At 71.2% G+C, this 14,055-nt stretch carries 14 protein-coding genes; 1 reads left to right on the top strand and 13 read right to left on the bottom strand.

Features of this window, described 5'->3' with window-relative positions; translation table 11 throughout:
• Positions 1–196: 196 nt before the first annotated feature.
• The 5 genes from MB828_RS32835 to MB828_RS32815 all read right to left on the bottom strand — a co-directional run bounded on the left by MB828_RS32835 (position 197) and on the right by MB828_RS32815 (position 6,744).
• Positions 197–1,258, bottom strand: a complete 1,062-nt coding sequence (locus tag MB828_RS32835; protein WP_301651355.1) for an Ldh family oxidoreductase — start codon at positions 1,256–1,258, stop codon at positions 197–199.
• A 104-nt stretch (positions 1,259–1,362) separates the two neighbouring features.
• Positions 1,363–3,072 (bottom strand): thiamine pyrophosphate-dependent enzyme, encoded by a 1,710-nt coding sequence (locus tag MB828_RS32830; RefSeq protein ID WP_301651354.1) that lies wholly within the window; start codon positions 3,070–3,072, stop codon positions 1,363–1,365.
• 13 nt (positions 3,073–3,085) lie between these two features.
• Positions 3,086–3,946 (bottom strand): amidohydrolase family protein, encoded by an 861-nt coding sequence (locus MB828_RS32825; protein WP_301651353.1) that lies wholly within the window; start codon positions 3,944–3,946, stop codon positions 3,086–3,088.
• A 139-nt stretch (positions 3,947–4,085) separates the two neighbouring features.
• The gene (gene lhgO / locus MB828_RS32820; protein WP_301651352.1) at positions 4,086–5,285 is read right to left on the bottom strand and encodes an L-2-hydroxyglutarate oxidase; all 1,200 of its coding nucleotides are present in this window, start codon (positions 5,283–5,285) and stop codon (positions 4,086–4,088) included.
• Complete coding sequence (locus MB828_RS32815) at positions 5,278–6,744, bottom strand: aldehyde dehydrogenase family protein (RefSeq protein WP_301651351.1); 1,467 nt, start codon at positions 6,742–6,744, stop codon at positions 5,278–5,280. The genes lhgO and MB828_RS32815 overlap by 8 nt, the downstream gene beginning before the upstream one ends.
• A gap of 179 nt (positions 6,745–6,923) precedes the next feature.
• Here MB828_RS32815 and MB828_RS32810 point away from each other — a divergent pair, with 179 nt between their 5' ends.
• Positions 6,924–7,214 (top strand): putative quinol monooxygenase, encoded by a 291-nt coding sequence (locus MB828_RS32810; RefSeq protein WP_301651350.1) that lies wholly within the window; start codon positions 6,924–6,926, stop codon positions 7,212–7,214.
• Here MB828_RS32810 and MB828_RS32805 read toward each other — a convergent pair.
• The 8 genes from MB828_RS32805 to MB828_RS32770 form a co-directional block, all read right to left on the bottom strand.
• Positions 7,211–8,215, bottom strand: coding sequence for a methionine synthase II (cobalamin-independent)-like protein (locus MB828_RS32805; RefSeq protein ID WP_301651349.1), 1,005 nt, complete (start codon positions 8,213–8,215; stop codon positions 7,211–7,213). The genes MB828_RS32810 and MB828_RS32805 overlap by 4 nt on opposite strands.
• A 3-nt stretch (positions 8,216–8,218) precedes the next feature.
• A complete protein-coding gene (locus tag MB828_RS32800; RefSeq protein ID WP_046728784.1) occupies positions 8,219–8,698 on the bottom strand; it encodes a GlcG/HbpS family heme-binding protein in 480 nt (159 codons plus the stop codon).
• The gene (locus MB828_RS32795; RefSeq protein ID WP_301651348.1) at positions 8,695–9,480 is read right to left on the bottom strand and encodes an alpha/beta fold hydrolase; all 786 of its coding nucleotides are present in this window, start codon (positions 9,478–9,480) and stop codon (positions 8,695–8,697) included. Before MB828_RS32795 ends, MB828_RS32800 begins: the two co-directional genes overlap by 4 nt.
• Before the next feature lie 26 nt (positions 9,481–9,506).
• Complete coding sequence (locus tag MB828_RS32790; protein ID WP_301651347.1) at positions 9,507–9,878, bottom strand: VOC family protein; 372 nt, start codon at positions 9,876–9,878, stop codon at positions 9,507–9,509.
• Positions 9,875–10,645, bottom strand: coding sequence for a fumarylacetoacetate hydrolase family protein (locus MB828_RS32785; protein ID WP_301651346.1), 771 nt, complete (start codon positions 10,643–10,645; stop codon positions 9,875–9,877). The genes MB828_RS32790 and MB828_RS32785 overlap by 4 nt, the downstream gene beginning before the upstream one ends.
• Complete coding sequence (locus tag MB828_RS32780) at positions 10,642–12,090, bottom strand: NAD-dependent succinate-semialdehyde dehydrogenase (RefSeq protein WP_301651345.1); 1,449 nt, start codon at positions 12,088–12,090, stop codon at positions 10,642–10,644. Before MB828_RS32780 ends, MB828_RS32785 begins: the two co-directional genes overlap by 4 nt.
• A gap of 13 nt (positions 12,091–12,103) precedes the next feature.
• Positions 12,104–13,018 (bottom strand): VOC family protein, encoded by a 915-nt coding sequence (locus tag MB828_RS32775; RefSeq protein ID WP_301651344.1) that lies wholly within the window; start codon positions 13,016–13,018, stop codon positions 12,104–12,106.
• 124 nt (positions 13,019–13,142) lie between these two features.
• Positions 13,143–14,054: a LysR family transcriptional regulator gene (locus tag MB828_RS32770; protein WP_301651343.1), complete on the bottom strand. Its 912-nt coding sequence runs from the start codon at positions 14,052–14,054 to the stop codon at positions 13,143–13,145.
• Position 14,055 lies beyond the last annotated feature (1 nt).

The raw sequence follows: 14,055 nt of genomic DNA, 5'->3' as shown, positions 1-14,055 counted from the left end.
GTGAACCGCTTCGGACGGTATACCGGCCGACCCCCTGTCGAGATGCCCTCGGACCTGCAACCTAAGGTGAACGACGGTGACCGTCGCACCCCTCGGCGGCGGCGCGCGGCGCCACGGCGGAGGCGACGAGAAGGAGCCGGGAAGCCCCGTACGCGGGCTTCCCGGCTCCTTCTCGCGGGCGGCGGGCGACGGCCGTCTAGACGACCGTGTCCGGCAGCGTGACACCCAGTTTCTCGGCGTGCAGCGTCAGCTCACCCCACACCTTCGCCGCCACCGGCACCCCCCGTTCACCGCGCTCCGCGGCCGTCGCGGCACTGCGCTCGCCCGGGTAGAACACCCCGTCCGAACCGCCGGCAGGCGGCAGCCCCTTGACGGTGCTCAGGGTCCTGTCGACGGCCGCGACGAAGGCGTCCGGGTCGCCGTAGGCTGCCGGGTCGACGGCGATGAGCAGGGCGTTCTGGCGGTGTTCACGGCCGGCCGGATCGTCCGAGTGGAAGGACGCGAGGATCGGCGCGCCGACCAGCACGCTGGTCAGCAGCTCGAAGGCGAGCGACATGCCGGAGCCCTTGGCACCGCCCAGCGGCAGCGGAATGACGGCCCGCGCCGGGTCGGTCGTCGGGGTGCCGTCCTCCGTGGCGGCCGCGCCCTCGGGCAGCGGGGTGCCGCTCGCCCTGGCCTGGCGGAGCTTGCCGAGGGCGATGGTGGCCGTGGCCATGTCGAGGAGCAGTGGTGCGTGATCGCGGGCCGGCACGGCGATGGCCAGCGGGCTGGTCGCGACCGCGGCGCCCTGGGCGCCGGTGTAGCCCATGTTGGGCATGCCGGCCACGAACCCGACGCCGATCAGGCCCTGTTCGGCGATCTTTGAGACGTAGTAGCCGATGGCGCCGGTGTGCACGGTGCGCCGTACGCCCACGGAGGCGATGCCGGCCGTCCGGGCTCGTCGTACCGCCTCGTCCGCCGCGACGCTCAGCGCCACCGGGCCGGGCGCGCGGTCGGCGTCCACCACAGCGGTGGCCGACGCGGTGGACTCGATCGTGACGTCGGCGGCGGCGTTGGCGACGCCCTTGGCCAGCAGGTCCAGGTACGCGGGGACGCGGGCGATGCCGTGGGAGTCGACACCGCGCAGCGCGGCCCAGACGAGGACGTCGGCGGTGGTACGGGCGTGCTCCGCGCCCAGACCGCCCTTCTCGAAGAGGGCGGCGGCGAAGGTGCGCAGGTTCGCTGCGGGCACCAGGACCTTGGGGGGTGTGTCGGGCATGGCGGCGGGGGCCTCCTGGGCTGAAGCGCTCCGAAGGGGCGCTGGGCGGTGGCGATGTACGGCTTCCGGCGGAGCGGCCGGCGGGTGACGGGGACGCGGCGTGGTCAGCGGGTGACGAGGACGTCGACGACGGCCGTGGTGCCCTCGGTCATGGCCTTCAGGGCCCGCTGGAGGGCCGGCGCGAGTTCGTCAGCGGTGTCGACGGTCTCGGTGTGCATGCCGAACGGCTCGGCGAAGGCGGCGAGCCGGGGCAGGCGGCGCAGGTCGGTGCCCAGCCACTCCCCCGTCTCGGCGGCGGCACCGTCGGGATAGAACCTGCGGTGGTTGAGGTTCATCGACTTGTAGACACGGTTGTTGAACACCACGATCAGCAGCGGCAGTTCGTACGCCTTGGCGGCGTCGTACGACGGGATCACCGGGTTGTACGTGAACGCGCCGTCCCCGAACGTCAGCACCACCGGGCGTTCACGCGCGGCGAGTTTGACGCCGAGGGCGACGGCGATGCCCTGCCCGAGACCGCCCTGGACGTAGAAGTAGGAGTCCGGTCGGTCGGTGCGCAGGTGGCGTCTGACGACGCGGCTGTGGGTGATGGTCTCGTCGACGACGACCCCGTCCCGGCCGTCGAGGAGTTTGCGCAGGGTGGCGGCGACCAGCACCGGGTCGACGCCCGGCGAGCCGGGGGCCTCGCAGGCCTTGATCTCGGCACGGGCGAGCGCTCCGGTCTCCTCGGAGTACCGGTGGTGCTGGGCGGCGCGGCGCTCCGCGACGGCCGTCTCCTCCAGTCCCGTGGCCCGTCTGGTCAGCTGGCGCAGTGTGTTGACGGTGTTGCCCACCAAGTACGTGTCCGCGAACAGGACTTGGTAGACGACGTGCGGGCGCTGCGGCACCTCGTCGATGACGACGATCCTCGCCTTCGACGGCCGGCGGGAGGGCGGGTAGAAGGGTGCCCGGCAGTTCACGAGGAGGATCAGGTCGGCCGTGTCCAGCCACGGTCCGATGTCGCTGCCCGCGTGCAGGGGGTGGGTGCGCGGGAAGTTGCCGCACACCGCGGAGTCCGGTTCGACGACGGGGATGTGCCACGCCTCCGCGAAGGCGACCAGGGCCTCGAAGCCGCCCGCCTCGCGTCCCGCCGTTTCCGTGACGATCACGGGGTTGGCCGCTTCACGGATCAACTGCGCGACCAGGTCGACCTCTTCGGGTGAGCTGTGCGTGGAGCCGGGCTGGACGACGGGCTTGGCCTCGCGGCCGTCCCACTCCTCCAGCAGGATCTCCAGCGGGATGTTCAGGTAGGCCGGTCCGGCCGGCGCCCGCCAGGCCAGTTCCGCCGCCCGGGTGATCATGGCGGGCAGCGTGTGCACGCTGGCGGCCTCGGTCGACCACTTGGTGAAGGGCTGGGCGATGCCGTGCGGGCCGCCCACGATCGACAGGTTGCGGTACCACTGGCCGCCCGGGTCGTGGCCGGGCGCGTCGCCGTACGTCGTCGACTCCGAGGAGGCGACGACCATCGGCACGCCGGCCAGCAGCGCGCCGTGCACCGCCATCGAGCCCTGGAGCAGGCCCGGGGCCGCGTGCAGGAGTACGCCCTGCGGGCGGCGCCTGAGCAGCCCGTAGCCGGTGGCCATGCCGACGGCGACCGTCTCGTGGGTCAGGTCGAGGTAGCGCGGGGCGGGCGCGCCGTCGCGGTGGCGGCGGGCCAGCGCCTCCCACACGGGCGCCCACTCGGAGCCCGAGGAGCAGAACAGGTAGTCGGCGCCCGCGGCGTCGAAGGCCGACACGACGGCGTCGCCGCCGTCGGTTCCCGGGGTGTTGGTCATGACCGGTGTTCCCTCAGCCTTCGATCGGCCAGTTCAGGACCTCGGAGATACCCCGGCCCATGATCCATTCGAGTTCCTCGGGTGTGAAGTCCCAGTGCTTGGTGAACTGCTCGATCGTGTCGGTGTAGGTGATGCCGTGGCCGAGCAGCCGGGTGATGTCCGTGCCGTAGAAGCACCGCTGCGGGCCCATCTTGTCGACCATCTCGCGCACGTACTTCTGGATGTTGTTGTTCGGGAAGGGCTGCGTCGAGTAGCCGGGCAGCGCGGAGACCTTGACGTAGATGTTCGGGTGGACGGCGAGGTCCGCAGTTTCCTGCACCCAGTAGCCGATCGCGTCGTCCACGCAGCGGGCCATGATGCCCATGTGGTCGATGATGATCTTCAGTTGGGGGTGCTTGGCGGCGATCTCGCCGAGCTCCCGCTTCCAGATCGGTGCGTGGACCATCGTCGGGATGCCCAGTTCCTCGGCGATCGGCCAGTACCAGTCGTTGGTGCCGTCGATCATCCAGTTGCGGTCGATGGGCCGGTGGAAGGTGAGCCGGACGCCCTTGACGTGCGGGTTCTGTGCGAAGTCCTGGAGCATCGCCGTGCCCTCTTCGGGCTTGTTCTGCGGGATGCGGGCCATGATGCCGAAGCGGTCGGGGTGTGCCTCGCACGCCTCCAGGGCGTAGTCGATGCGGTCGCCCTCCCAGGACGGCGGCAGGATCAGCGCCCGGTTCACGCCGGCCTCGTCCATCAGCTCCAGGGCCTCCTCGTAGGAGAAGGGGTCCTCGCGGTGTCCGTTGAGGCGGATGCGCTCACGGGCGCCGGGGACCCAGGGGCGGTCCGGGGTCTCTTCCTTCCAGATGTGGATCTGGGTGTCGACGACGAACATGTCTCAACTCTTTCCGCAGCAGGGACGGTGGGGTGGTCTGCGGGCCACGCTAGGCGGGACGCGGGGTGTTGCGCAGGCTCTGGGAGCGCAACCACTTGTTGCACGGAAGTGCCGTGTGAGCTGGTGTTTCGACAGCACGTCAGGTGCCGGTGAACACGGCGTCGACGATGTGCTCGGCGATCGCCATGGAGGCCGTGGCGGCGGGCGAGGGCGCGTTGCGGACGGCGGTGACCCGGCCTTCGCGGTGGATGCGGAAGTCGTCGACGAGCGTTCCGTCGCGGTCCAGTGCCTGGGCGCGGACGCCCGCTCCGCCGCGTACGACGTCCTTGACGCCGACACCCGGCACGTACAGCCCGGCATCCTTCATGAAGGCCGTCGCGGACAGCGAGCCGCGGTACTCCTCGATGCCGGTGCGCCAGTGCTGTGCGGCCATCCGCCAGGCGCCCGGATAGCCGGCGAGGCCCAGCAGATCCCGGGGCGAGATGCTGGTGAGCCGGTAGCCCTCCCGGGCCAGGGCGAGGACGGCGTTCGGGCCGACCTCCACCGTGCCGTCCACGCGGGGGGTGAAGTGCACGCCCAGGAAGGGGTAGCGCGGATCGGGCACCGGGTACACGAGACCGCGTACGAGATGCGCCCTGTCCGGCCTGAGGAGCATGTACTCGCCCCGGAAGGGGATGATCCTCGGTTCCCGTCCGTAACCGGCCAGCCTCGCCACGGTGTCCGAGTGCAGGCCGGCGCAGAGGATCAGCCGGTCGACACGGACCCGGTCCCGGGCCGAGCCGACCTCGACGCCGTTCGGGACGCCGGTGATCGAGGTGACCGGGAAGCCGAGTCTGAGCTCGCCGCCCGCGGCCTCGATGTCCTGGGCGAACTCCCTTGCGACCGCCGGATAGTCGGTGATCGCGGTGCGCGGCGAGTGCAGTGCCGCGATACCTCCGGCGTTCGGCTCGATCTCCTTGATCTCCTCCTTGGCGACCTTGCGGAGATCGGGCACGTGGTTGTTCCGGGCCCTCTCGTAGAGGTTCGCCATCCGGCCGAGTTCGTCCGGTCGCACGGCCGTCACCAGCTTGCCGATCTCGCGGTACGGCACCCCGCGTTCGCGGCAGTAGTCGCGGAGCAGGGCCACGCCCCGGACGCACAGGTCGGCCTTGAGGCTGCCGGGTGCGTAGTAGATGCCGGCGTGGACGACCCCCGAGTTGTGGCCGGTCTGGTGGACGGCCACCTCGTGTTCCTTCTCCAGGACCACGACCCGGGTGCCGGGGCGGCGCAGGGCGATCTCCCGGCCGGTGGCCAGGCCCACGATGCCGGCGCCGACGATGCCGATCGTCTCGTCAGCCACGGGTCCGCTCCGGGGCACCGATGTTGATCGCCACCGTCTTGACGCGGGTGGAGAAGCGGAGCACCTCGTCGCCCTGTTCCTTGTAGGCCGTGCCGGAGTCACGGAAGCCGCCGAAGGGCAGGTGGACGTCCCAGCCGGTGGTCGTGGTGTTGACGGCGACCTGGCCGCACTCGGCCTCGTCGGCGAAGCGGTACGCGCTCGCCAGGTCGCGGGTGAAGACGGCGGCGGCGAGGCCGAAGTCGGAGTCGTTGACCGCGTCGACGGCCTCGGCGAAGCCGGCGACCGCCCGGATGACGAGGACGGGACCGAAGACCTCCTCGCGCCAGATCGCCGTCTCGGGGATGACGTCGGCCAGCACGGTGGGCTGCACGTAGCAGCCGTGCGCCCGGTCGCCGCCGGTGTCCGCGGCGCCGCCGGTGAGGACGGTGGCGCCCTGCTCGACGGCCCGGTTCAGGTCGGCGAGGACCGAGTCGCGCTGCTTCGGGCTCGACAGCGGGCAGAGGGTGGTCGCGGGGTCGCTGCCAGGGCCGGTCGTCAACGCCTCGACCTCGCCGACCAGGAGGCGGGTGAACTCGTCGTACACCGACTGCTCGACGACGACGCGGCTGGTGGCGGTGCAGCGCTGCCCGGCCTGGCCGAAGGAGGCGGCGGCGACGGCCCGGGCGGCCGCCGGCAGATCGGCGTCCCCGAGGACCACCGAGGCGTTCTTGCCGCCGAGTTCGCCCTGGAAGCGGACGTTGCGGTCGGCGAGGCGGTGGCGGATGCGGCTGCCGACGGCGTTGGAGCCGGTGAAGGTGACGCCGGCGATGCGGGGGTCGTCGAGCAGGGCGCCCTCGATCTCCGCCGTACGCCCGGTGACGACGTTGAGGACGCCCGCGGGCAGTCCCGCGTCGTGCAGGGCGCGCGCGAGGTGCAGACCGGACAGCGGGGTCTCGGTGGCCGGTTTGAAGACGGCCGCGTTGCCGGCGGCGAGCAGCGGAGCCAGCTTGCGGGCCGGGGTGATCAACGGGTCGTTCCACGGGCTGATCACCAGGATCACGCCGATGGGCTCGCGCTGGGTGTGCGTACGGTGGTTCGGGCGTACGTCGTGCAGGAGGGTGCCGTAACCCCGGCGGGCCAGACCGGCGTAGTACTCCAGGAAGTCGGCGGCCTTCAGCGTCTCGCCGGTCGCCTCGGCCAGGGTCTTGCCGTTCTCGGCGGTGACGTCGGCGGCGATCTCCGCGGCCCGCGCCCGGATCAGCCGGGCCGCTTCGGTGAGGACGCGGGACCGCTCGAAGGGGCTGGTGCGCTTCCAGCCGGCGAAGCCGCGCTCGGCGTGGTCGTAGGCCCGGGTGACGTCCTTGGCGGCGAGGGCGGGGACACGGGCGACCGGGGTGCGGACGTCGGCGGGGTTCTGGACGTCGATCCATTCGCCGGTCGCGACCCACTCGCCGCCGGAGAGGGTGTCGAGGGTACGCATGGAGATCACTTCCTTGTTCGTCCGCGGAGCGGATCGTGCGGGCCGGATGCGACGACACACCATCCGGGGGCGCCGCCGCCAGGCCCGTGGCGGCAGGCATTGGTTGCGCCGCGTGCGGGTGGGCCGGCGGGTGATCCGTGCTGGAATCTGCTGGTCGGACCAGTTAAGAGGAGAGACAGATGGCCTACACGGTGGTCGCCCACTACCGCTGTGCACCCGCCGACTCGGCGACGGTGTGGGACGCGCTGCTGAGGGCACGGGCGAGTACGCGGGCGGAACCCGCCAACCTGATGTACGAGGTGCATGCCGTGGTGGGAGAGCCCGGAGGGTTCCTGCTGTACGAGCGGTACGTGGACCAGGCCGGCTTCGAGGCGCACAAGGCGGCCGAGCACTTCCAGGAGGTGATCGTGGGGGTGGTGTGGCCCCTGCTCGTGGAGCGCACGGTGACGTTCGCCGAAACGCTGGCCTAGAACTCGTTGCCCCAGCAGTAGCGGGCGATCGTCTCCACCAGGACGAGCTTCCTGTGCTGGTCCTCCGCGGAGAGCAGCGGCCTCGCCGCCACGTCCGCGAAGCCCCGGGACGGGGAGACGGCGCCGTCCTCCAGGTCCTTGACCTCGCTCACCGCGTCCACCCGGGTCAGCACCGCGTCGATGTCCTCGAGCTCGGGGGTGGTGGCGTCCACCACACCCAGGCAGAAGTCGCGGTCCTCCGGCAGCGCCTCGACCAGGGCCAGTTCGGCCGGGGTGCCCTGGTGGAAGGGGAGGATCCAGCGGTCGGCGCCGATCTCGTCGTAGAGCTTCCCGGCGCGTGCCCGGTCGACGGCGGCGGGGGCCGTCCAGCCGGGGGCCATGCCGATGCGCACGCCCTCGGGACGTTCTTCCAGGCGTACGGCCAGCGCGTCGACGGCCAGCGCGTCATCGAAGGACAGGGCTCCCTGGTCGGCCGGATCGGTGCCCAACTGGGCCAGCAGGAGCGGGTTGTTGAGCTGGATCAGGCGTACGCCTTGGGCGACCAGCAGTTCGATCCCGGCCCGGATGACGTGGGCCAGGGCCTCGCCCAGTTCCCGTGCCGAGGCCGGCCCGAGGCCTTCCTGGTAGGTGGTGGCCGCGAGGTAAGCCGGGGAAGGCAGCGAGGCCTTGGGGGCGATGACCGTCAGGTCGGCCAGCCGCGCGGTCCAGTCGGCGAGGAGCGGTCCGTCGGCCTTGGGGAGGGACTCGGCGACCCAGCGCGCCAGGCCTGCGGAGTCCACCTGGTCCGTGCGACGGAAGCCCGACACCGCGTCGAGGACCGCACCGCGGAAGTCCTCGCGGGGGAAGTCGCCGTCGGTGACGACGGTCGAGCGCAACCTGCGCTGGTAGGCGACCCCTTCGGTGACCGCGCGCGTCACCGACTCGGGGTCCCCGGTGGACAGGCCGGGGGGACGTACCAGGCTGCCGTGGTGGTCGATGCGGTAGTTGAACGTGTCCGCCATGGGTCACTCACCCTTTCCGGGGTTCCCGGCCGGCCGGCCCGCGACGCCCCAGGCGGCGAACTCCAGCTCGTAGCCGAGGGATTCGAGTACTTCGTCGGCGATCAGCTGGTCCTCGTCCGCGGTGCCGCCCGCGATGCCGAGGCCGCCGATGATCTCGCCGTCCTTCTTGATGGTGACGCTTCCCTCGGTGGCCATGATCGGCAGTGCGGCGCCGGGGAGCTGGGAGAGCTGGGAGAAGAAGACGGGCTGACTCTCCTGCCACTTCTTCAGCATCCTGCCCGGGCGTTGCATGACGGCCGCGGTGTAGGCCTTGGCGCGGGCGATGTCGGGGGTGAGCGGGCGGGCGCCGTCGGCTCGGCGGACCGCGACCGGGAAGCCGCCGGCGTCCACGACCGCGACGCTCACCGCCTTGCCGATGGCCCGGGCGCGCTGGTGGGCGGCGTCGATGATCTCCTCGGCGGCGTCCAGGGTGAGAGTGGTCATGCGGCTTCCTTCGGTGCGGTGAGGGTGGTGCGCAGGCGGGCGATCACCGCGTTGTACCTGTCGGGCGTCTCCCAGTACATGGAGTGCGGGGCGCCCTCGACGATCTCCAGGTGCGAGCCGGGCAGCAGTTCGTGGGCGCGGGTCACGGTCTCCGTGCTGAGCACCGCGTCCAGCTCGCCGGCCAGGAAGGCGACCTGCACGCCGGAGGCCGCGATGTCCTCCAGGGTGGGGCCGTCGGTGTCGAGGTTGCGCAGGTCCTGCATCCTGGCGACGTTGAAGGTGCCCATCTGCTGGAACAGGAAGGTGAGACCGGCGTGGCGGTCCTGGAACTCCTTGGTCAGCAGGCGGTCGATGACGGGCAGCTTGACGGCCTCGGCGCGGTCGGCGGCGGCCAATTCCCTGAGCTCGGGGTGGCTGATGCCGCCGAGGGAGTGACCGAGGACGACGGAGGAGACGCGCCCGGGGCGCGTCAGGCCGGCTCGGAGGGCGGCGACGGAGCCGATGGACTGGCCGACGAGCATCGCGTCGGTGAGGTCCTCCTGGTCGAGGACGGCGACGACGTCACCGGGAAAGTCCTGGCCGTCGAACTCGGGCATGGCCGAGTCGGACTTCCCGAAGCCGCGCAGGTCGACGGTGACGACCGTGAACCGGTCGCGCAGGGCCGCGACCTGCTGCCACCAGGCCGCGTGATGACCGCCGCTGCCGTGCACGAACAGGAGCACCGGACCGCTGCCGTGGCACTCGTAGTAGATGGCGGTGCCGTCGGAATCGGCAAAGGGCATGAGTGTGAACTCCCGTACGTTCGTGCTCAGTTGGGGCGGCGGCCGTGGAAGACGAGCTCGATCATGGTGTGGTCGGGGTCGTGGATGTAGCAGAACTTCGACTGGTTCTCGGGGCGTTCGATCGGCCGCGTGTGCCGGATGCCCAGCTCCTTCAGGTGGGCGAGGAACTCGTCCCAGTCGTCGACCTCGACGGCGAAGTGGTAGGGCGCCATGCGCTCCATCTCCTCGACCGGCGTGAAGTGGAGGTCGAAGTTGCCGCGGGTCATCAGCACCACGCGGGTGTTGGACTTCGGCATGATCCGCTTCATCCCGAAGACCTTGGTGTACCACTCGGCGGTGCGGTCGGGGTCGGTGGTGGGGAAGTTGACGTGGTGGATGTAGCGGGGTTCCGCGCTCATGGGTGGTTCCCTTCCAGGTGTACGGGGTTGGACAGCACGCCGATGCCGCTGATCTCGACGTCCACGGTGTCCCCGGGCTCGATCGGGCAGACGGACTCGGTGCCCATCCACAGCACGTCACCGGGGTGGACGGTGACGTGCTTGGTCATCTCGGCGAGGTGGTCGAAGGGGTCGAACACCATGTCCCCGGTGGGGAACCGGGCCCGCACCGCGCCGTTGACGCGCAGGGTGGTCGTCTGTGCGAGGGCGTCGACGTCGGTCTCGATCCAGGGGCCCATCGGCTTGAACGTGTCGCTGTTCTTGCTGCGCCAGAACGTGCGGTCCTGGTGCTGCCAGGTGCGGGCGCTGACGTCGTTGCCGATGGTCCAGCCGAACACCGCCGCGCGCGCCTCCGCGTAGGTGGCGTGCCGCAGGGTCCGGCCGATGACGGCGACGAGTTCCGGCTCGGCCTCGAAGCGGCCCTCGACCGCGACGGGTCTGACGATCGGCGAACCGTGCCCGGTCAGCGCGTTGTTGGCCCGGTAGCCGACCTCGGGCCGGGCCGGGGTCTCGGCACCGGCGTGCGCGATGTGCCGGGGGTAGTTCATGCCGACCGCGTAGAAGACGGAGGGCACGACGGGTGGCAGCCAGACGGCGGCCGACCGTGGCACCGTACCGGTCACGACCGGGTCGCCGTCGATCGGGGACGCCGACAGCAGCTCGATGTCCGCCTCCCCCACCCGCCCCCAGGCCGCCCGGCCGTCGACCGAGACCCGTGCGTACCTCATGGCACCAGCAGGTGGGAGACGCGCTTGGTGACCAGGTAGGCGTCCAGGGCCTCCGGGCCGCCCTCCCGGCCGTATCCGCTCTCCTTGACGCCTCCCGACGGGGCCTCGTGGACCGAGCCGCCACAGTGGTTGATGGACAGGATGCCCGCCTCCAGCTCGCCGGAGAGGCGCTCGGCGGTGGCGGAGGACCTGGTGAAGCCGTAGGCGGCCAGGCCGTACGGCAGCCCGTTCGCCGTGCTCAGTGCCTGGTCGAGGTCGGCGAACGGCACGATCGGCGCGATCGGTCCGAACGGCTCCTCGGACATCAGGTTCGCGTCCGCCGGTACGTCGGTCAGGACGGTCGGCGCGAAGAAGTAGCCGGGGCGGTCGATCCGTTCACCACCGGTGAGCACCTTGGCGCCGCGGCCCACGGCGTCGGCGGTCAGGCGGATCATCGCCCGGAGCCGGCGCTCGTTGGCCAGCGGACCCATGGTGGTGCCCGCGGCCAGCCCGTCGCCCACGACCACGGCCTCCGCGGCCGTCACGAAGGCGGCGGTGAAGTCCTCGACCAGGCTCTCGTGGACCAGGAACCGGCTCGGTGAGGTGCACACCTGTCCGGCGTTGACGAACTTCGCCTGCGCCGCGCGGCGGGCCGCCGAGGCGGGGTCGGCGTCCGCGCAGACGATCACCGGGGCGTGGCCGCCCAGCTCCATCAGCGACGGCTTCATGACCTTTCCGGCCTCGGCGGCCAGGAGCTTGCCGACCGGCACCGAGCCGGTGAAGGCGATCAGCCGGGTGACCGGGGAGGCGATCAGATGGGCGGAGACTTCCGCGGGTTCACCGAACACCAGGTTCAGCACACCTGCCGGCAGCCCCGCGTCCACGAAGCAGGCCACCAGGGCGGCCGCCGTCGCCGGGGTCTCCTCGGAGGCCTTGATGACGATGGAACAGCCCGCCGTCAGGGCGGCGGAGATCTTCCGCATGGGGCCGCCGGCCGGGAAGTTCCACGGGACGAACGCGGCGACCGGGCCGATCGGTTCGCGGCGCACGGAGAGCACGGTGCCAGGGGCCGACGGGACGAGACGGCCGTACGCGCGCCGGGCGTCCTCGATGTGCCAGCGCAGGGTGTCGGCGACCCGCCGGGCCTCCCCGGTGGCCTCGGCCAGGGGTTTGCCCTGCTCCCGGGTCATGATCCGGCCCACCTCGGCGGCGCGCTCCGTGAGCAGGTCGGCGGCGGTGTGCAGGATCTGGGTGCGGCGGGCGACGGAGGTGTCCCGCCAGGCTCGGAAGCCCTCGTCGGCGGCTTCGAGCGCCCGGTCCAGGTCCTCGGCGGTGGCCAGCGGTACGTGTCCGATCACCTCCTCGGTGGCCGGGTTCACGATCGGGGCGGTACGTCCGGTGCCGCCCTGGCACCACTCACCCGCTATGTACATACGGACGGCCGGACTGCCGTGGTCGGTGGTCATGATGGCGTGCCTCTCAGGCGGGGGTGTCCTGGTCGCGGTTGGTGCGCAGGGCCCAGATGTGGTGCGGCGGGGCCGTCTCGTGGACGCGGGTCTCGTAGCTGTCGTCGACCCGGTCCATGTCGGCGGCGTACTCGACGCGGCCGCCGCACGGTGCGTGCAGGAAGCGGAAGACGTTGGAGCCGATGGTGTGGCGGCCGAGCCGGCGCGCTTCCCGCCAGCCCTTGTCGATCATGTGGTTGCCGCCCTCGATCACGTCGTCGAAGCCGGGGACCTCGTAGGCGACGTGGTTGACGCCGGCCCTGTCGGGGCGGTGGCAGAGCAGCATGGTGTGCTGGTCCCGGTCGCCCGGGGCCTGCATGAAGACGCCCATCGGCTCGACCACGTCCGTGGGCCGGAAGCCGAGGAGGCCGGTGTAGAAGGCGACCGCCTGCTGCCTGCCGGGCTTGGGGATGTTCAGGGCGACATGGCACATGCGCAGCGGGCGGACCCGCCCCACGGCCGCCAGGGGGGTGTTCCAGCGGTCGACGTGACCCGGCGCGTTGGCGGGGCGTGGGGTGACGGGCGCCGGCCTGGGGCGGGCCAGGGTCAGGCCGACACCGAAGCCGGTCTCGTCGGCGGTGTGGTGGACGCCGTCGGCGGTTACGCGGACCTCACGGTCCTCGGCCACGGCGGCCACCAGCCGCTCCAGTTCGCCGGGGGTGTCGACGCCCCACACGACCTCGCGGAGGGTGGGGCCGGGCTCCACCGGGGGCGGCAGCCGCGAGTCGGGGAAGGCGTCGAGGTGAAGGGTCTGCCCGGTGAGCGTCTCGAAGACCGCGTGCTCGTCGGTCCGCTCGACCGGGAACAGCCCGAAGTCGTCGAAGAAGCGGACGTTCTCGTCGAGGTCGCCGATGCCGTAGGTGACCGATTCGATCCTCTGGATTCCCATGGGTTTCCTCTTTTCGCGGGTCGCCTGTGAGCGTAGATATCCGCAGGCCGCGGCCTCAATGGAGGGGCTCCGACGGAATACGCAATCGTTTCTTGCGCTTACCGGTCGATCGCGGGGTGACCCGTCAATGCCCGATCGCGGGAATGGGGTTGCGCGAGAACCATTCGGTGAGGAAGTCCAGGAAGACACTGATCTTGCGCGGGGTCTTCTGCCCGGGACCGTAGATCGCGTACAGCGGGCGGTCGGGCACCGTCAGTTCGGGCAGCAGCACCTGGAGCGCGCCGGAGACGAGGTCGTCGTAGGCCGGGCGCTGCGGCAGCAGCGCGAGGCCGCGGCCGTGCACGGCCGCCTTCTGCAGGGCGATGTACGAGTTCGAGGAGAAGGCGATGCTGCGGATCTTGTGCAGGGTGGAGGTGTGCCCGCTGCCGATCCGCCAGACCGGGTCGTTCACGTGCACGAGGCAGTCGTGGTCGGCGAGGTCGTTGGGGTGCGCGAGGGGGCCGTGCCGGTCGACGTACGCCTTCGACGCGCACAGCACGAACGGCAGTGAGGACACCTTCTTCAGGCGGACACTCGAATCACGCAGATCACGGGTGTGGAACGCGATGTCGAATCCACTGTCCAGGAAGTCGTAGGTGCGGTCGGACATACCGCCGAGTTCGAAACGCACCTGGATTTTCGGGTGCGCGGCGGAAAAGGCGGCGATCGCGTCGCCGAGGTCCAGGCTTCCTATCCATTTGGGGCAGATGATGCTGAGCGTGCCCTCGGCCCGGTCGTGCAGCTGCGCTATGCCGGCGTCCTCGGCCTCGATCTCGTCGAGGATCCGCGCGGCGAACTCCGCGTACCGCTGTCCGGGTTCGGTCAGGCTCACCGAGCGGGCGGTCCGGTGGACCAGACGCACGCCCACCTGGCGCTCCAGTTCGGCGACGTGCCGCGACACCAGCGAACCCGAGGAGCCCAGTTTCTTGGCGGCCCCGTTGAAGCTGCCCGTCTGCGCGACGGTGACGAAGCTGTGCATGAGGAGCAGGCGATCCATG

This window comes from Streptomyces arenae, assembly GCF_022343545.1.
In the GTDB taxonomy this organism is placed as follows: domain Bacteria; phylum Actinomycetota; class Actinomycetes; order Streptomycetales; family Streptomycetaceae; genus Streptomyces; species Streptomyces humi.
Note: the sequence above shows the minus strand (reverse complement) of the source record. Positions and strands in the feature narration are given on the sequence as shown.